Genomic DNA, 17,514 nt, shown 5'->3' with positions numbered 1-17,514 from the left:
GCGGTCAGGGCCTCGGCGGGGCCGTGCTCTGCCGCACGACGAGCTCGTTCGCGAGGTCGATCCGGCTCGTGGCCGGCTCCACGCCGCGGGCCAGGTCGAGCAGCATCTGGGCCGCGACGGTCGCCATGTCGCACAGCGGCTGGCCCACCGTGGTGAGGGCGGGCTCGACCCAGTCGGCGACGGGCACGTTGTCGTAGCCGACCACCGACAGCTCGCCGGGGACGTCGAGGCCGAGCCGCCGGGCCGCGCGCAGGACGCCGAGCGCCTGCAGGTCCGACCCGGCGAAGATCGCGGTAGGCCGGTCGGGGCGCGTCAGCAGGTCCATGGCGTGCTCGTATCCGGCGTTCACATAGAAGTTGCCGTACCTGACCAGGTCGGGGTCGACGGCGAGCCCCGCCTCGTCGTGGGCGACCCGGAAGCCGGCGACCCGTGCCCTGCTGCACATCACGTCCTTCGGGCCGGAGATGACCGCGATGCGGCGGTGGCCCAGCTCAAGGAGATGACGGGTGGCGAGCAGGCCGCCGTCCCAGTTGTTCGAGCCGACCACGGGAACGGACTCGGCGATCTCGCCGTCGGTGTCGACGACGACGAACGGGACCTGCGCGCGCCGCAGCTTCTGCTGCTGCGACTGCGACGGGCTGCACATGACGAACAGCACGCCGAGAGGCCGATGGTCGAGCGCGCCGTCCAGCCACTCCTCCGGCGGCCTGTGCGCCCCTTTCAGCTGGGACAGGACGACCTCGATCCGCGCGGCGGCGGCGACGGTGTCGACCCCCCGGATGATCTCCATCGACCACATGGAGTTCAGCTGGTGGAAGACGAGGTCGATCTGTCCCTTGAGCGGCCTGCGCCGGAGGCGGCGACGGTACTGGTGGCGCGTCAGGCCGGCCTCGACGCGTTCCCGGGTCTCGGGGGCGACGTCGGGACGGCCGTTGAGCACCTTGGAAACCGTGGTCACCGAGACGCCGAGCTCTTCGGCGATGGACGCGATCGTCACGGGGCGTGGGCCGGAGGCTGGAGAAGGGCTGGGCATCGTTCCGCTCATTGTTGTCGAAACTTTCGCGAAACTCTAGCATCGAAAGTTGTCGGGCATAACCCAAGACCACGCCGGGATATGAGGTCATCAACCCCCTTGTGAAGATGGCTGACTGCCCCCTTGACGAGGCTCTGGGCTGCGCCTATATTTCCGCAATATTACTGAGGATCACCGAAAATTTCTGTCGCGTCACCCGGCATTTCCGGCAGTCGGCGTCGGGGAAACGGCGGTGCCGCAGCCCCTCGCGGGGCCGTCCGGAGAGGTGGCCGCGGCCGTCGGCGTGAGCAGGGCACCGGAGGCACAGGGATGAGCACGACCAGAACGATCGACGTGTCACCGGACGCCGGGGAGCCCGGCCGCGCGAGACCCGGTCCCTCCCGTGCGCTGCGCCCCCCGCGCCGGACCTGGCGGCAGGCGCTGCGCCGTGACTGGCAGCTGTATTCGCTGGCGATCCTTCCGCTGCTGTTCTTCCTGGTCTTCCGGTACCTGCCGATGATCGGCAACGTCATCGCCTTCCGGAAGTTCGAACCCGGCGGCAGCGTGCTGGGCGAGGAATGGGTCGGCCTGCGTTACGTGAAGATGTTCCTGAACGACCCGACGTTCTGGCAGGTCTTCACCAACACCGTGGTCATCGGCGCGCTGACCCTGCTGTTCTGCTTCCCGACGCCGATCGTGCTCGCCCTGCTGATCAACGAGCTACGCGGCCAAAGGATCAAGCGGTTCGTGCAGTCGGTGTCCTACCTGCCGCACTTCCTGTCGATGGTGGTCGTGGCCGGGCTGGTCATGGAGCTGCTGTCGGTGGACGGGCCGGTCAACCAGCTCCTGCGCGCGATGGGCGACGATCCCGTCGCGTTCCTGCAGGAGGCGGGATGGTTCCGGACGATCTACGTCTCCTCCGAGATGTGGCAGACGGTCGGCTGGGGGACGATCATCTATCTCGCCGCGCTCACGACCATCGACGAGCAGCTGTACGAGGCGGCCAGGATCGACGGCGCGAGCCGGTGGCGGCAGGTCTGGCACGTGACGCTCCCCGGCATCCGGCCGACCGCGGTCACGCTGCTGATCCTCAACATCGGCACGTTCATGGCGGTCGGTTTCGAGAAGATCCTGCTGCTCTACAACCCGCTGACCTACCCGACGGCCGACGTGATCTCGACGTACCTGTACCGGATGGGCATCGTCTCCAACAGCTTCAGCTACGCCGCCGCGATCGGCCTGTTCGAGGCCGTGATCGGGCTGACCCTGGTCCTGTCCGCGAACCTGATCTCCCGGCGCACGGTGGGGACGAGCCTGTGGTGACCGTCGACAGGACCCGGGGCTACCGGGTGTTCCGGGTGGTCAACGCCGTCATCCTGACCGGCGTCGTGATCGTGACCCTCTACCCCTTCGTCAACGTCGTCGCCCGGTCGCTCAGTGACGAGTTCGCCATCCGGGCCGGCAAGGTGAACCTCGTCCCGGTCGGGTTCACCTTCCGGACGTACGAGTTCGTCGCCTCCGACCCGACGTTCTGGACGAACTACCGCAACACCGTGGTCTACACGATCGTCGCCACGGTCATCGCGATGTTCATGACCACGTGCTACGCGTACGTCCTGTCGAAGAAGCACCTGAAGGGCCGCAAGGTCCTCATCGGGATCGCGGTCTTCACGATGTTCTTCTCCGGCGGGCTCATCCCCAACTACATCCTGATCTCCAGCCTCGGGTTCAAGGACAGCATCTGGGCCATCGTGCTGCCGAACGCGGTCAGCGTCTTCAACCTCCTGGTGATGAAGGCGTTCTTCGAGGGCCTGCCGGCCGAGCTGGAGGAGGCCGCCGCGATCGACGGCATGAGCACCTACGGCATCCTGCTGCGGATCGTGCTGCCTCTGTCGAAGGCGGTCCTCGCGACGATGGTGCTGTTCTACGCCGTGTCGTTCTGGAACTCGTGGTTCGCGGCCTTCCTCTACATGGGCCAGAGCGACCTGTTCCCGGTGACCGTCTACCTGCGCAACCTCATCGCCGGCGCCACCACCGGCACCTCCGTCGGCGCCGACGCGACCGACATGACCGTGGCCACCAACATCAAGGCGGTGACGATGGTGCTCACCGTCATCCCGATCCTGGTGGTCTACCCCTTCGTCCAGCGGTACTTCGTCAAGGGCGTCATGCTCGGCGCGGTGAAGGGATAGCCCCGCCTCTCGTTCGCTCTCACCCCCCCAGCCCACTGTCAGGGAAAGGACCCCCCATCCATGTATGAGATCAACCGGCGCCAGGCGATGGTCGCCGTGGGAGCGTTCCTCGCGCTCGCCGCCTGCAGCACCGACGGCGGCTCCGGCGACGCGAAGAAGGGCGACGACTTCGCGGCGAACCGCGACGGCGCGATGGCCGACTACGCGGCGGGCAAGCAGTTCAAGGCGGCGGCGCCGCTGTCGTTCAGCATCCTCTACAACAACCACCCGTTCTACCCGATCAAGAACGACTGGTTGTTCTGGTCGGAGCTGACCAAACGCACGAACGTGACGCTGCAGCCGAGCGTGGTGCCGCTGAGCGACTACGAGAACAAGCGCAGCCTGCTCATCGGCGCCGGTGACGCGCCGATGATCATCCCGAAGACCTATCCCGGACAGGAGACCCCCTTCGTCGCATCCGGAGCCGTCCTGCCGGTCAGCGACTACATCGACCTGATGCCGAACTTCAAAGAGAAGATCGCCAAGTGGAACCTCCAGCCCGACCTTGACACGCTCCGGCAGTCCGACGGCCGCTTCTACGTGCTTCCCGGTCTCCACGAGGACTACTGGGTCGACTACACCCTGGCGATGCGCGCCGACGTTCTCGACAAGCTCGGCCTGCAGGTGCCGCAGACCTGGGACGACGTGCACTCCGTGCTGAAGGCGATCAAGGAGGAACACCCGGACTCCTACCCCTTCTCCGACCGGTGGGGGACCATCTCCACGACGGGCGGCGCCCTGATGAACTACCTCGGCACGGGCTACGGCGCTCCCTGGGGGTGGGGCTACACGAGCGGCGGCCTCGTGTGGGACTCCACCGCGCAGAAGTTCGTCTACGTGGGCGCGATGGACGAGTTCAAGCAGGCGCTGCAGTTCCTCAACACGCTGGTGAAGGAGAAGCTGCTCGACCCGGAGAGCTTCACACAGCAGGACGAGCAGGCGATCCAGAAGCTGGTGTCCGGCAAGTCCTTCGCGATCAGCACCAACGCGCAGACACTGGTCAACGAGTACCGCCCGCCGCTGGAGAAGGCGAATTCGAAAGCCAGGCTCGTCAAGATCCCGGTGCCCATCGGGCCGCTCGGCCCGATCAAGGCGGGGTCGAACACCACCCGCCTGGAGAACGGCATCATGATCTCCAAGAAGGCCCGGGACAGCAAGAACTTCGTCGCGATGATGCAGTTCATCGACTGGCTCTGGTACTCCGACGAGGGCCAGGTGTTCGCCAAGTGGGGCGTCGAGGGCACCACCTACACGAAGGACGCCTCCGGCAAGTTCCAGCTGGCGAAGGACGTCGACTTCGTCAGCCTCAACCCCGGCGCGCCCAAGCACCTGCAGAAGGACTTCGGCTTCTCCAACGGCGTGTTCGCCTACGGCGGCAGCACCGAGCTGCTCCAGTCGACCTTCTCCGAGGAGGAGATCGAGTTCCAGAAGACGATGAACGCCAGGAAGGCGCTGCCGGTGGCGCCTCCCCATCCGCTCTCCGACGAGGAGCGCGAGCAGGCCTCGCTGTGGGAGACCCCGCTCAAGGACCACGTCAGCCAGAACATGCTCAGCTTCATCCTCGGCAAGCGGAGCTTCGACGAGTGGGACGCGTACGTCAAGGAGCTCGAGGCGAAGAACGTGTCGTCCTACGTCAACCTCGTGAACGGCGCGTACGAGCGGTACAAGAAGGAGCACGGCTGACCGGACCGTGCCGGCCGTGCCTGTCCCACGGCCGCCGCGCGCCTTTCCGAACGGTGATCGAAGGACGATGATGCGCGACCCTGCCCCCGATGTGCCCGACGCCCCCTCCGTGCCCGCTGACGTCTCCGCGGGCGAGGTTCCGGGGCGATTGCCGGACGCCTGGCGGTTCTGCGTCGGCACCGGCCGCTTCGACCTGGCCCTGCGCCGGGACTACCAGGAGTCGCTGGCGCTGGTCCAGCGGGAGATCGGCTTCCGGCACATCCGGGGGCACGGGCTGCTGAGCGACGCCGTCGGCGTCCACCGGCCGTACGAGTACGAGGGGAAGCGGCACGTACGGCACGCGTTCACCTACGTGGACCAGGTGGTCGACGCCTACCTCGACCTCGGGATCAAGCCGTTCCTGGAGCTGGGCTTCATGCCCTCCGGGCTCGCCTCGGGCGACGAGACGGTGTTCTGGTGGCGCGGCAACATCACCCCGCCGCGCTCGTGGCAGGAGTGGGCCGCGCTGGTGCGGGCCACCGTGACGCACCTGGTCGACCGGTACGGGCTCGACCAGGTGCGCACCTGGCCGATCGAGGTGTGGAACGAGCCCAACCTCAAGGAGTTCTGGCTCGACGCGGACCGGGACGCCTACCACCGCCTGTACGAGGTGACCGCGAACACCGTCAAGGACGTGGACGCCTCGCTGCGGGTCGGCGGCCCGGCCATCTCCCCTGGCTCCGACGAGTGGCTGGTGCGCTTCGCCGAGTTCGTCGTCGAGCGGTCCCTGCCGATCGACTTCGTCAGCAGGCACGCCTACACCTCCGGCCCGGCCAGGCACGTGCCGTTCGGCGTGCACCAGACGCTGGCGCCGCCGTCGCGCCTGCTGGAGCAGTTCGCCATGCCCCGGCGGCAGCTGCGGGGCGGCCCGCTGGCGGACCTGCCCGTGCACATCACCGAGTTCAACTCCTCCTACCGGCCCGACAACCCGATCCACGACACGGCCTTCCACGCCGCCTACCTCGCTCCGGTGCTCGCCGCCGGGGGAGACCTGGTGGACTCCTTCTCCTACTGGACCTTCTGCGACGTGTTCGAGGAGACCGGGGTGCCGACGTCGCTGTTCCACGGCGGCTTCGGCCTGCTGACCCACCGTCAGATAAAGAAACCCGCCTACCACCTGTACGCCTTCATGGCGCGCATGGGCGAGGAGATCCTGGCGCGCGGCGGGGACCATCTGGTCACGCGGGACGACGCCGGCCGGGTCACCGTGCTGGCCTGGGCGCCGGTGGACGTCACCGGGGGCCCGCCGGTCGACGGGCACACCGTGCGGCTGTCGGTGCCGCTCCGGTCTCCGTCCGGCTCGGCCTTCCTGCTGCGCTCGTCGGTGAGCGAGGAGAAGGGCAACGCCTGGCGGGCGTGGTGCGAGATGGGTCGCCCGGCCTCGCCCCGGCCGCGGCAACTCGACGCGCTGCGGGAGGCGGCCGAGCCGGTCCGCAGCCATCACGGCCTGCCCGTCGAGGACGGGATCGTCCGTCTGGACATCACCCTCGACCGTCACGAGGTCACCCTGCTGGAGATCACGCCCGTGGTGGACGAGACCCCGCCATGGGCGGACAGGTGGGACGAGCGCCGCCTGCTCGGCCGGGACCCGCTCACCTCGGACGAGGAAGTCGCGCCATGACGGAGACGACGATGCGACGGTTCGGCGAGGGCCCGCTCTCACGCGCCTCCGCGCTGGTCTACACGCTGCTGGTGGTCGAGCTCCTGCTGCTGGTCACCACCGTGCCCGGCCTGATCGGGCTCGTCCTGCTCGGCCGCGACGCCGGCAACGTCCCGCTGGCAGCGGCCTGCCTGCTCCCGGCCGGCCCGGCGCTGTCCGCCGCGCTGTACGCGGTGCACCACCGCCGGATGGACCTGACGGACCTGCGTCCGGCGGCGGCGTTCCTGCGCGGCTACCGGATGAACGTCCGCGGGGTGCTGAAGCTCTGGACGCCGTGGCTGGCGTGGCTGGCCGTCATCGGAGCGACGCTCGCGAACTTCGGCGCGGCGGGCGTCCCCGGGTGGTGGGCGATCCTGCTGCTCCTCCTCGCGCTGGCGGCGGCCCTCTGGGGCGCCAACGCCCTCGTGATCACATCGCTGTTCGCGTTCCGGGCGAGGGACGTCGCCCGCCTGGCCGCCTACTTCCTGTTCTCCTCGGCCCGGGTCACGCTGGGCAACGCCTGCCTCCTCGTCGTCGCGGCCGGCGTCACGCTGGTCGCCACCGAGGCCGCGCCGGCGCTGCTCGGCTCGGTGTTCGCCGCGGCGCTGCTGCTGAACAGCCGGCCGATGATCGCCGAGGTCACGGAGAAGTTCACCGTGCGGGGCGATTCCCCGCCACCGATCGACACGGAGAGGCCTCGTGACGATTCCTGATCCCGTCCATCCGGCGTGGCTGCCGCCCGAGGCGTTCCGGGCCGTCGGCTCACGCCGCACGCTCGTGCTCGGCGACGGGCTCCTCGTCGAGACCGTGCACGACGAGGTGGCGCAGGCCTGCGCCCGGTACGGCGGACGCGTGCGCCGGGGCGCCGAGGACGGGCCGTACGATCTGGTGCTCGCGCTCATCACTGCGGAGTCGCTCCCCGGCGCCGCAGGGGCGGTCCTGGCGGAGTTCCGGGGCGATGCCGGCCCTGCCGGGCGCGTGATCGGCGCCGAGGGATACCTGCTCGCGCGGCGCGACGGCGTCACCGTGGTGCTCGCCGGCGATTCCGCCGGGCTGCTCTACGGCCTGTTCCACGTCGTACGGCTGGGCGAGCGGGCGTTCGCCGCCGAGCGGGAGGCCGAGCACCACCGGCCGGCGATGCGGCGGCGCATGCTCGACCACTGGGACAACGTCGACGTCCACCCGGTGATGGGCCAGGTCGAACGCGGCTACGCGGGCGGGTCGATCTTCTGGCGGGACGGCGCGCCGCGCGGCGACCTGGCCCGGGTGCGGGCCTACGCGCGGCTGCTGGCCGCGTGCGGGGTGAACGCGATCTCGGTGAACAACGTGAACGTGCACGCCACCGAGGCCCGCCTGCTGACCGACCGGCTCGGCGACGTCGCCGCGATCGCCGACGTGCTCCGGCCGTACGGGATCAGGGTCCACCTGTCGGTGAGCTTCGCCTCGCCCGTCGTCCTCGGCGGGCCGCCGACCGCCGACCCGCTGGACGAGGACGTGCGCACGTGGTGGACGGGGGTCACCGAGCGGGTCTATGAGACCATCCCCGACTTCGGCGGCTACGTCGTGAAGGCCGACTCGGAGGGGCAGCCCGGCCCGTTCGCGTACGGGCGCGATCACGCCGACGGCGCGAACGTGCTCGCCGAGGCGCTGGCGCCTCACGACGGGGTCGTCCACTGGCGCGCCTTCGTGTACAACCACCGGCAGGACTGGCGCGACCGGACCACCGACCGGGCCCGCGCGGCCCACGACCACTTCGCCCCGCTCGACGGGCGGTTCCGCGACAACGTGATCGTGCAGGTGAAGCACGGCCCGATCGACTTCCAGACACGCGAGCCGGTGTCGCCGGTGATCGCGGCCATGCCCGCCACCCGCCTGGCCGTGGAACTGCAGGTGACGCAGGAGTACACCGGCCAGCAGCGGCACGTCTGCTACCTGGCCCCGATGTGGAGCGAGGTGCTCGGCTTCCGTCCCTGGGGGCCGGACGGGGCCGCCGTGGCCGACATCGCCGCCGGTACGGCGGACGTGGCGGACGGAGCGGAGGACAGGCACGGCCGGGCGCCCGGCGACGGCGGCGGGCTCGTCGGGGTCTCCAACGTGGGCGACGACCCGTACTGGACCGGGCACCCGCTCGCCCAGGCCAACCTGTACGCCTTCGGCAGGCTCGCCTGGGTGCCGTGGGCGGACCCGGCCGCGATCCTCGACGAGTGGATCGACCTCACCTTCGCGCCTGCGGCGACCGGGGGAACCGAGCCTGCGGCGACCGGGGAAAGCGAGCGGCTGCGGCGCACCCTGCATGCGATCATGGACGGCTCCTGGCGCACCTACGAGCGGTACACCGCGCCGCTCGGCGTCGGGTTCATGGTCCGCCCCGGGCATCACTACGGGCCCGACGTGGACGGATACGAGTACACGCCGTGGGGCACCTATCACTTCGCCGACCGGGACGGCGTCGGCGTGGACCGCACCCGCGCCACCGGCACCGGCTTCACCGGCCAGTATCCGCCGCCGTGGTCGGGGACCTACGAGTCGCTCGCCGACTGTCCCGACGAGCTGCTGCTGTTCTTCCACCATGTCCCTTACGGGCACGTGCTGCGCAGCGGGTCCACGGTCATCCAGCACGTCTACGACACGCACTTCGCCGGGGCCGAGCAGGTGGCCGAGGCCAGGCGGCACTGGGCGGAGCTCGCCGGCACCGGTGTGGTGGACGAGCGTCTGCACGCCCGGGTGCTGGGCCTCTTCGACGAGCAGCTCCGCTGCGCGGAGGAGTGGCGTGACCAGATCAACGCCTACTTCTTCCGCAAGTCGGGCGTACCCGACGCTCAGGGGCGCCGCATCCCATGACGCGCGCACGACGGGACGGCGTGCCGAGAGCGCCGATGGCCAGGGAGATCACCGTGGTACCGGAGATGAGCGGGAACTGGGTCCCGACGTGGGCGGCGATGCCGCAGGCCGCCGAGCCGGAGAACATGCCGCCTTCGCCGTTCACACGCGACGACGTGGTCCTGGCCGACACCACGCTGCGGCAGACGATCAGGGTGTCGGTGGGCGGCGAGCGGATCCGGCTGCGTCTGTCGAACGCCTTCGGCGGCGCGGCGCTGCCCGTCACGAAGGTCACCGTCGCGCTGCCGGCCGGCGGGCGGGCCGGGGTGAGCGCGATCCAGCCGGGCACCGTGCGGCCGGTGACCTTCGGCGGTGACGCGCCGGTGCGGATTCCCGCCGGGGCGCAGGCGGTCTCCGATCCGCTGGACTTCGAGGTCGCGCCCCTGACCGACCTGACCGTGACGCTCTTCCTGGCCGACGGGCAGCGCTCCACCTCCATCACCTCACACCCGGGCTCGCGGACCACGTCCCACCTGCTGGCGGGCGATCACGTCGGCGCGGCGGACCTGCCCGGCGCGACCCCCGTCGACCACTGGTACGTCCTCGGCGCTCTGGAGGTGTGGGCCGGGCCGTCGGCCGCCGCGGTGGCGGTGGTGGGCGACTCGCTCAGCGACGGCCGGGGCTCGACCACCAACGGCAACGACCGCTGGCCGGACCGGCTGGCCGACCGCCTGCACTCACTGCGCGGCACGTCCGGAGTCGCTGTGATCAACCAGGCGGCCGGGGGCAACCGCGTGCTCGACGACGGTCTGGGCCCCAACCTGCTGGCCCGGCTCGACCGCGACGTGCTCGCGCACAGCGGGGTGGCGTGGCTGGTCGTGTTCGAGGGCGTGAACGACATCGGCACGGCCGAGGCGACCGAGGCGGCGCAGAAGCAGGTGGCCGACGACCTGATCTTCGCCTACGACCAGATCGTCACGCGAGCGCACGCCCGGGGCATCCGGGTGTACGGCGCGACGCTGACGCCGTTCGGCGGCAACACGCCCTACGACGACGCCCGGGGGCACAGGGAGGCGGCCCGGCAGGCGGTCAACCAGTGGATCAGGACCGGTGGCCGGTTCGACGCCGTGATCGACTTCGACCGCGCCGCCCGCGACCCGGCCGACCCCCGGCGGCTGCTCGCGGCCTACGACGTGGGCGACCACCTGCACCTGAGCCCGGCGGGATACCAGGCGCTCGCCGACGCCGTGCCCGCCGGGCTGTTCCTGCGAGAGCCGCTGCCCCCGGGCTTCGGATTCGGCTGACAGCCCGGCTGACACGGCGGCGGCTAAAGTGGCGTCCTGTTGTGGTTTCCGTGAGAATCGATGGATTGACGAGCGCGATGAGAATCGTCGAGGACGACCTGTCAGGCCCGCAGATCGCCGAGTTCCTGCGGGAACACGTGCGGGAGATGCGGTCCATCACGCCGCCGGAGAGCAAGCACGCCCTCGATCTCGACGGCCTGCGCTCGCCCGAGGTCACGTTCTGGTCGGTGCTGGACGGCGACGCCGTCGTGGGGTGCGGCGCGATCAAGAGGCTCGACCCGGCGCACGCCGAGCTGAAGTCGATGCGCACCGCGGCGGGACGCAAGCGCAGCGGCATCGCGTCCCTGCTGCTGGAGCACATCATCAATGAGGCCAGGCGGATGGGCTTCGGGCGGCTGAGCCTGGAGACCGGCTCGGCCGACTTCTTCCTGCCCGCCAGAAGGCTGTATGAGAAGTTCGGGTTCGGCTACTGCGAGCCCTTCGCCGGCTACCGGCCCGATCCCCTCAGCGTGTTCATGACCAGGCTGCTCTGACCTGCCCGTCAGTACGCGTCGGGGCGCAGGGATCGCGCGCACACGCTGAGGCCGTCCCTGAGGGTCTCGCGCATCGCGTCGTCGACCTTCGCGAGCATGACCGTCTCGATGCCGTCGAGGGAGGTGTCGCAGCGCCCGAGCACGGACGTCCCCTCGGCGGTGAGGCGGGCGCACAGCACCCGGCCGCCGTCCGGGTGGGGGTCGCGGCGGATCAGGCCGCGTCGTTCCAGGTCGCGGATGACGAGGTTCATCGCCTGCGGTGTGACGAAGGCGATGCGGGCCAGCTCCGCCGACGAAAGCCCGTCGCGGGAGCGTAGCTCGCTGAGCGCCATGTACTCCGTCGTGGTGACCCCGTGCCGGGCGAGCGCGTCGTCCAGGCGGGCGCGGATGCGGCGCTCCAGGCGGAACACCAGATAACTCAGGCGTGGTGCGGGCCCGGCCGGCTGGGCGGCGGGACGGGTGCGGGGGGCGGTCACCGGACGACGATACCGCGCGATCACACAGATGTAAGTTTCGCGATTTCATATCAAGTGACTTGATAGCAAGTTGCTTGATAAGCAGTGAAAACGCCTATTTGATCTACGGCCCCTTCCGGTCGCTTCTTGACTGCCGGCCGGGCGCGCTTTTATACCGGCTGACATCAGGATTCCGTTGTCGGCGGCGCTCCCGCCCACGAGGACAGGCGCCGCGAAAAAAAACGAGGAGGAGCGAATGAAGCGATTACTCGCGGCGTTCGCCGGCGTCTGCGCGGCGGTGCTGTGCGCCCTCGCGGCCCTGGTGGCCGCGCCCCCCGCCGTCGCGGCCACGCTGACCGAGGTGACGAACTTCGGGAGCAATCCCGGCAACCTGCGCATGCACCTGTATGTGCCGAACAACGTCCAGCAGAACCCGGCGATCGTGCTGGCCATGCACACCTGCGGCGGCACGGGACCGGGCTTCTACTCGTCCACCGAGTTCGCGTCGCTCGCCGACCGGTACGGCTTCATCGTGATCTATCCGTCGGCCTCGAAGAAGATGAACTGCTTCGACAACTGGTCCGAGGCGTCCAAGGTGCGCGGCGGCCAGACCGATCCGGTGTCGCTCATGTCGATGGTGACCTACGTCGAGCAGCAGTACCACGGCGACCCCAACCGGGTGTACGCGACCGGCAGTTCCTCGGGCGCCATGATGACCAACGCGATGCTCGCCCTCTATCCGGAGGTGTTCAAGGCGGGCGCGGCGTTCATGGGCGTGCCGTTCACGTGCTTCCCCAACGAGGCGGCCTACAACCCGGCGGGCAATTCCTCCCCGTGCGTGGGCAAGACCGCGCAGCAGTGGGGGGACGCGGCCCGCAACGCGAACCCGGGCTACCGGGGGCCGTGGCCGCGGATGCAGCTGTGGCACGGCACCAGCGACACGGTGGTCAACTACGCCGAGCTGGAGGAGGAGATCAAGCAGTGGACGAACGTGCACGGCCTGAGTCAGACCCCGACCTCCACGGACTCGCCGCAGTCCGGCTGGAACCGCCGCCGCTACGCGGACGCCTCCGGCACCGTGCAGGTCGAGGCGTACACGATCCAGGGCGCGGGCCACAGCCTCCCGGCGGGCGGCATGGCCGCCGTCGCCATCCAGTTCTTCGGCCTCACCGGTAGCGGCCCGAGCCAGAGCCCGAGCCCGAGCGCCGCCGTCAGTCCGTCCGCGAGCCCGTCTGTCAGTCCGTCCGCGAGCCCGTCTGTCAGTCCGTCCGCGAGCCCGTCGAATCCCCAGCAGGGCGCCTCCTGCCGGATCACCTACAGGGCCAATACCTGGAACAACGGCTTCACGGCGGACGTCACGATCACGAACACCGGCACGGCTCCCGTCAACGGCTGGACCGTCACCTGGACGTGGCCGGGCAACCAGCAGATCGTCGGCGCGTGGAACGCCGGCATCACCCAGTCCGGCGCCCAGGTCACGGCGCGCAACGTCTCCTACAACGCCGCCGTCTCCGCCGGAGGCAGCACGAGCTTCGGCTTCCAGGGCGCCTACAGCGGCAGCAACGCCACACCGGCCGGTTTCGCCCTCAACGGCGCGGCCTGCACCACCGCCTGACCCGCCCCGGCCGCGCCCGCCGGGCAGGCTGAGCCGGCCGAGACCCGGCCGGGCCTCGCCGATCGGGGGCGGGCGCGGCCGGGCGTCAGACGGCCAGCGTGTCCAGGAGGGTCGCGGCCAGCTCGGCGGCGGGCGGCTCGTACCGCTGGGCGAGCGTCTGGAAGGTCTGCTCGGCCTCGATCGCCGGCCAGTTCCGGGGCAGGTGCTCGGCCGGCAGGTGCGGATCTCGGCGGACGAGGTGCAACCAGTCGGTGTGCAGCAGCAACTGCCGCGCGAGGTCGTCCGGTGCGCCGGGAAGCGGCCGGGGGACGTCCCACCGGGCGAGGAACGCCCGGTAGCGCCCGGCGATCTCCTCGATGTCGAACGCCTTGCCGACCAGGTCGGCCGTCTCGGTCGGCTTGAACGCCTTGGCGGTCAGCACCGTCACGTGGTCGCCCAGGTCGAGAGAGGTGAGGACGTCGGTGACGTCCTTGGCGCCCGGCGCGATCCACAGCCCGCTCTGCAGCAGGCCGAAGCCCTGCCAGATGAGCCGGGAGCGCAGGTCGTGCCGGGTGCTGCGGCGGCTGTCCGGGATGGAGAACCCGACGAGCGTCCAGGTGCCGTCCCAGTCGCGGTTCACCGCGCCGGTCTCCCACACCCGCCTGCGTCCGTCCTCCAGGACCTCCACGGCATGCGGGGTGAGCCCGAAATACACCTTACGTCCCTGCCGGTGCCGTGCCAGCAGATTCCGCTTCACCATGCGCGCGAGCGTCGACCGTACGGCCTCCTCGGAGAGGCCGAGGCGGGCGAAGACGTCGATGGCGCTCCCCGAGTAGACGGCGACGCCGCGATGCAGCACGTAGATGCCGAGGAAGCTGAACATCAGGGACTGCGGGCGCAGGGATGGCGCCGCCGGGTCGTCTTCGCCGCCGAGGATCACAGCAGAAGGGTAGACCGTCCCCGACGTCATGCACATCTTGGACCGTCGTCAAATAGGTGCCGTACATTCGCTGCCGTCTCCCTTGCGGCCGGGTTTGTCGTCATCCACAAACCATCGCCCGATTCTCTGTTGATGCACCAATTGCCGGTCAGGTCCGGTTGCGTGCAGACTTGCCGATCCATAAGCCCCTGACCTGGGGCTTCTCGGCGGAGAGAAAGGATCGGGTATGACCGTGCCTCGAGGGCCCGTCGACTCCTCGCGGGTTCCGCGCTTCGCCGGCCCGGCCACCTTCGCGCGGCTGCCGCGACTGGACGAGGTCGGGCACGCCGACGTCGCGGTGGTGGGCGTGCCGTTCGACAGCGGGGTCTCCTACCGTCCCGGCGCCCGGTTCGGCCCTTCGGCCGTCCGCGAGGCCAGCCGGCTGCTCCGGCCGTACCACCCGGGTCTGGACGTCTCGCCGTTCGCGGCGGTGCAGGTGGCGGACGCGGGCGACATCGCGGTCAACCCGTTCGACATCCGTGAGGCCGTCGAGACCATCGAGGAGGCCGCCTCCGGGCTGACGGAGGACGGCACGCGCCTGGTCACCGTCGGCGGGGACCACACGATCGCGCTGCCGCTGCTGCGGGCCGCCGCCCGGCGGCACGGCCCGGTGGCGCTGCTGCACTTCGACGCGCACCTCGACACCTGGGACACCTACTTCGGGGCCGAGTACACCCACGGCACGCCGTTCCGCCGTGCGGTCGAGGAGGGCATCCTCGACACCGAGGCGGTCTGCCACGTCGGCACCCGCGGTCCGCTGTACGGCAAGAAGGACTTGGAGGACGACCGGCGCCTGGGCTTCGGTATCGTGACCAGCGCGGATGTGATGCGCCGGGGCGTGGACGAGATCACCGACGCGCTGCGTCAGCGGATCGGCGGCCGTCCGCTCTACCTCTCGATCGACATCGACGTGCTCGACCCGGCGCACGCGCCCGGCACCGGCACCCCCGAGGCCGGAGGCCTGACCAGCCGCGAACTGCTGGAGATCCTGCGCGGCCTGGCCGGGTGCGACCTCGTCGGCGCCGACGTCGTGGAGGTCTCCCCTGCGTACGACCACGCCGAGATCACCTCGGTCGCCGCCTCCCACGTGGCCTACGACCTGATCAGCCTGCTCGCACTCAAGGAGGAGCCGTGAGCGACACGAACACCACGACAGGACTGCCCGCCGCCTTCGCCTGGTCCCCGAAGGACTGGCCCTCGGAGCGTGCGTTCCGCACGCCGGACGCGGCCGAGGTGTGGTGCTACACCGACCGGTTCTCGTACTTCCCGGGGGAGACCGTCCGCTTCCATCTCAGCGCGAGTGTCCCGTCCTTCGACCTGGAGGTTGTGCGCGACGGGCTGGAGCCGCGCGTCGTCTGGTCGCGCACGGGGCTGTCGGCGGAGCGGTTCGAGGCGCCGGCCGACGCCCACGCCGCCGGCTGCGGCTGGCCGGTGGGGCTGGAGCTGGAGATCCCGGACGACTGGCGCAGCGGCTTCCACATCGTCACCGTGCGCGCGGTCACGCCGTCCGGGGAACTGTGGGAGCGCGAGCACTTCTTCGTCGTCAAGGCCCCGGCCGAGCGGCGTTCCCGGGCCGCGCTCGTGCTGACCACCGGCACCATGCTGGCCTACAACGACTGGGGCGGCGCCAACCACTACCGCGGCCTGGGCGACGACCCGCGGTCGGACAACGGGTCGCCGCTGGCCTCGACCCAGCGCCCCATCGCCCGCGGCATGATCCGCAAGCCGCGCAGCGCGCCGCGCGAGGCCAACCCCGGCACGCTGCCGATGCACGGCGCCCCCCGCTATCCCTCCTACGAGTGGGCGCGGCTGTTCGGGTACAGCCGCCACCACGCCGACGCGTTCTGGGCGACGTACGAGCGGCACTTCGTGGTGTGGGCCGAGCGCAACGGCTACGACATCGACTACCTGACCCAGCACGACCTGCACTTCGACCCCCACGCGCTGGACGGCTACTCCTGCGTCGTCGTCGTCGGGCACGACGAGTACTGGTCGTGGCGGATGCGCGACACCGTCGACGCGTTCGTCGACGCCGGTGGCAACCTGGCCAGGTTCGGCGGCAACTACCAGTGGCAGGTGCGGCTCAGCGACGACGGAACGACGCAGTACTGCTACCGCCTGCCGTCGCTGGACCCCGAGGCGGCCACCACGCCGCACCTGGCCACCACCGTGTGGGAGGCCAAGTCGGTCGGCCGTCCCGGCGCCACCACCATCGGGCTCAACGGCCTCGGCGGGATCTACAACCGCTACGGCGTCGCCACGCCCCGCTCGTCGGGCGGCTTCACGGTCTACCGGCCCCACCACTGGGCGTTCGAGGGGACCGACCTCTACTACGGCGACCTGCTCGGCGGGCCTCCGTACTTCCTGGCGGCCTTCGAGCTCGACTCGGTCGAGTACACCTTCCGGCGCGGCCTGCCGTACCCGACGTTCGAGGACGGCGCACCGGAGACGCTGGAGATCCTGGCCCTCGCCCCGGCCGTACGCGGGGAGGAGGACCGCTTCGGCGGCCGGGTGCCGATCGGCGGGCCGGAGGAGGAGGTCTACAACTACAACGCGGACCTCGGCGACGACCTGCCCGGCTACGTGCACGAGGGCGAGATGCGGGGCGCCGGGATGATCGCGGCGTTCACCCGCGGCGACGGCGAGGTCTTCAACGGCGGCACCACCGAGTGGTCCCACGTGCTCAGCCTCGGCGACCCCTTCGTCGAGCGCATCACCCACAACGTCCTGCGCCGATTCGGCATGGGCGGCCACTTCAAGAACGACGGGGGAGCCGCATCGTGAACGACCCGCAGAGCCCGACGGGCATCGACGCCGTCCGCGCCGTCACCGCCGGGAACGGCGAGCGCTTCGTGCCGCCGCTGAGCGACTACCACCTGCTGTCCGCCGAGTGGACGGAGGCGGAGTTCCGCGTCTTCGGCGGCGCGGCGAGCTCCTTCACCGGCGGTTACTGGACGGGCGAGCCCGGCGCCGTACGGTTCGAGTCCTGGCCCTACGACGAGATCTGCTTCATCCTCAAGGGCCGCGTCGCCGTGCAGGACGAGTCCGGGCGGCGCAAGGAGTTCGGCCCGGGGGAGTCGTTCCACATCCCGCAGGGCTTCCGCGGCGACTGGATCACCCTGGAGCCGAGCGAGAAGGTCTTCGTCGCGGTCACCCGTTGACCCGCCCATCCTCCTTCAGCCCCGAGTGACCCGCCCATCCTCCTTCAGCCCCGAGCCCGAGGGC

15 protein-coding genes are annotated in these 17,514 nt (G+C 70.3%); 12 read left to right on the top strand and 3 right to left on the bottom strand.

What is annotated here, in order from left to right:
- Positions 1 to 4: 4 nt before the first annotated feature.
- Entirely contained in the window at positions 5 to 997 is a 993-nt protein-coding gene (locus AB0O28_RS21240; RefSeq protein ID WP_363642639.1) for a LacI family DNA-binding transcriptional regulator, read from the bottom strand.
- 345 nt (positions 998 to 1,342) lie between these two features.
- Between AB0O28_RS21240 and AB0O28_RS21235 the strand changes: the two genes are divergently transcribed.
- The 8 genes from AB0O28_RS21235 to AB0O28_RS21200 all read left to right on the top strand — a co-directional run bounded on the left by AB0O28_RS21235 (position 1,343) and on the right by AB0O28_RS21200 (position 11,261).
- A complete protein-coding gene (locus AB0O28_RS21235) occupies positions 1,343 to 2,335 on the top strand; it encodes an ABC transporter permease subunit (RefSeq protein ID WP_363642637.1) in 993 nt (330 codons plus the stop codon).
- A complete protein-coding gene (locus tag AB0O28_RS21230) occupies positions 2,332 to 3,204 on the top strand; it encodes a carbohydrate ABC transporter permease (protein ID WP_363642635.1) in 873 nt (290 codons plus the stop codon). The genes AB0O28_RS21235 and AB0O28_RS21230 overlap by 4 nt, the downstream gene beginning before the upstream one ends.
- Before the next feature lie 60 nt (positions 3,205 to 3,264).
- Positions 3,265 to 4,926 carry an extracellular solute-binding protein gene (locus tag AB0O28_RS21225; protein ID WP_363642633.1) on the top strand — a complete coding sequence of 554 codons (1,662 nt, stop codon included), beginning with the start codon at positions 3,265 to 3,267 and terminating at the stop codon, positions 4,924 to 4,926.
- 70 nt (positions 4,927 to 4,996) lie between these two features.
- Positions 4,997 to 6,586, top strand: a complete 1,590-nt coding sequence (locus tag AB0O28_RS21220) for a hypothetical protein (RefSeq protein WP_363642631.1) — start codon at positions 4,997 to 4,999, stop codon at positions 6,584 to 6,586.
- Positions 6,583 to 7,317: a hypothetical protein gene (locus AB0O28_RS21215; RefSeq protein ID WP_363642629.1), complete on the top strand. Its 735-nt coding sequence runs from the start codon at positions 6,583 to 6,585 to the stop codon at positions 7,315 to 7,317. Before AB0O28_RS21220 ends, AB0O28_RS21215 begins: the two co-directional genes overlap by 4 nt.
- The gene (locus tag AB0O28_RS21210) at positions 7,304 to 9,445 is read left to right on the top strand and encodes an alpha-glucuronidase (protein WP_363642627.1); all 2,142 of its coding nucleotides are present in this window, start codon (positions 7,304 to 7,306) and stop codon (positions 9,443 to 9,445) included. The genes AB0O28_RS21215 and AB0O28_RS21210 overlap by 14 nt, the downstream gene beginning before the upstream one ends.
- On the top strand, positions 9,442 to 10,728 hold the full coding sequence (locus tag AB0O28_RS21205) for an SGNH/GDSL hydrolase family protein (RefSeq protein ID WP_363642625.1): 1,287 nt from the start codon (positions 9,442 to 9,444) through the stop codon (positions 10,726 to 10,728). The genes AB0O28_RS21210 and AB0O28_RS21205 overlap by 4 nt, the downstream gene beginning before the upstream one ends.
- A 77-nt stretch (positions 10,729 to 10,805) precedes the next feature.
- Positions 10,806 to 11,261 carry a GNAT family N-acetyltransferase gene (locus AB0O28_RS21200; RefSeq protein WP_363642623.1) on the top strand — a complete coding sequence of 152 codons (456 nt, stop codon included), beginning with the start codon at positions 10,806 to 10,808 and terminating at the stop codon, positions 11,259 to 11,261.
- Between the two features lie 8 nt (positions 11,262 to 11,269).
- On the opposite strand, the gene AB0O28_RS21195 is transcribed toward AB0O28_RS21200, so the two are convergent.
- Positions 11,270 to 11,737 carry a MarR family transcriptional regulator gene (locus AB0O28_RS21195; RefSeq protein ID WP_363642621.1) on the bottom strand — a complete coding sequence of 156 codons (468 nt, stop codon included), beginning with the start codon at positions 11,735 to 11,737 and terminating at the stop codon, positions 11,270 to 11,272.
- Positions 11,738 to 11,972: 235 nt separating this feature from the next.
- Between AB0O28_RS21195 and AB0O28_RS21190 the strand changes: the two genes are divergently transcribed.
- The gene (locus tag AB0O28_RS21190) at positions 11,973 to 13,331 is read left to right on the top strand and encodes a PHB depolymerase family esterase (protein ID WP_363642619.1); all 1,359 of its coding nucleotides are present in this window, start codon (positions 11,973 to 11,975) and stop codon (positions 13,329 to 13,331) included.
- A gap of 85 nt (positions 13,332 to 13,416) precedes the next feature.
- Here AB0O28_RS21190 and AB0O28_RS21185 read toward each other — a convergent pair whose 3' ends face one another.
- Complete coding sequence (locus AB0O28_RS21185) at positions 13,417 to 14,280, bottom strand: PaaX family transcriptional regulator C-terminal domain-containing protein (protein ID WP_363642617.1); 864 nt, start codon at positions 14,278 to 14,280, stop codon at positions 13,417 to 13,419.
- A 196-nt stretch (positions 14,281 to 14,476) separates the two neighbouring features.
- On the opposite strand from AB0O28_RS21185, the gene speB reads away from it, so the two are divergent.
- Genes speB through AB0O28_RS21170 form a run of 3 tightly spaced genes read left to right on the top strand, consistent with a single transcriptional unit; the run spans position 14,477 to position 17,450 of the window.
- Positions 14,477 to 15,424: an agmatinase gene (gene speB, locus AB0O28_RS21180; protein ID WP_363642615.1), complete on the top strand. Its 948-nt coding sequence runs from the start codon at positions 14,477 to 14,479 to the stop codon at positions 15,422 to 15,424.
- Complete coding sequence (locus AB0O28_RS21175) at positions 15,421 to 17,073, top strand: N,N-dimethylformamidase beta subunit family domain-containing protein (protein ID WP_363642613.1); 1,653 nt, start codon at positions 15,421 to 15,423, stop codon at positions 17,071 to 17,073. Before speB ends, AB0O28_RS21175 begins: the two co-directional genes overlap by 4 nt.
- Complete coding sequence (locus tag AB0O28_RS21170; RefSeq protein WP_363642611.1) at positions 17,070 to 17,450, top strand: cupin domain-containing protein; 381 nt, start codon at positions 17,070 to 17,072, stop codon at positions 17,448 to 17,450. Before AB0O28_RS21175 ends, AB0O28_RS21170 begins: the two co-directional genes overlap by 4 nt.
- Positions 17,451 to 17,514 lie beyond the last annotated feature (64 nt).

Origin of the sequence: Microbispora sp. NPDC088329, assembly GCF_040685655.1 — a bacterium.
Classification (GTDB): Bacteria; Actinomycetota; Actinomycetes; order Streptosporangiales; family Streptosporangiaceae; genus Microbispora.
Note: the sequence above shows the minus strand (reverse complement) of the source record. Positions and strands in the feature narration are given on the sequence as shown.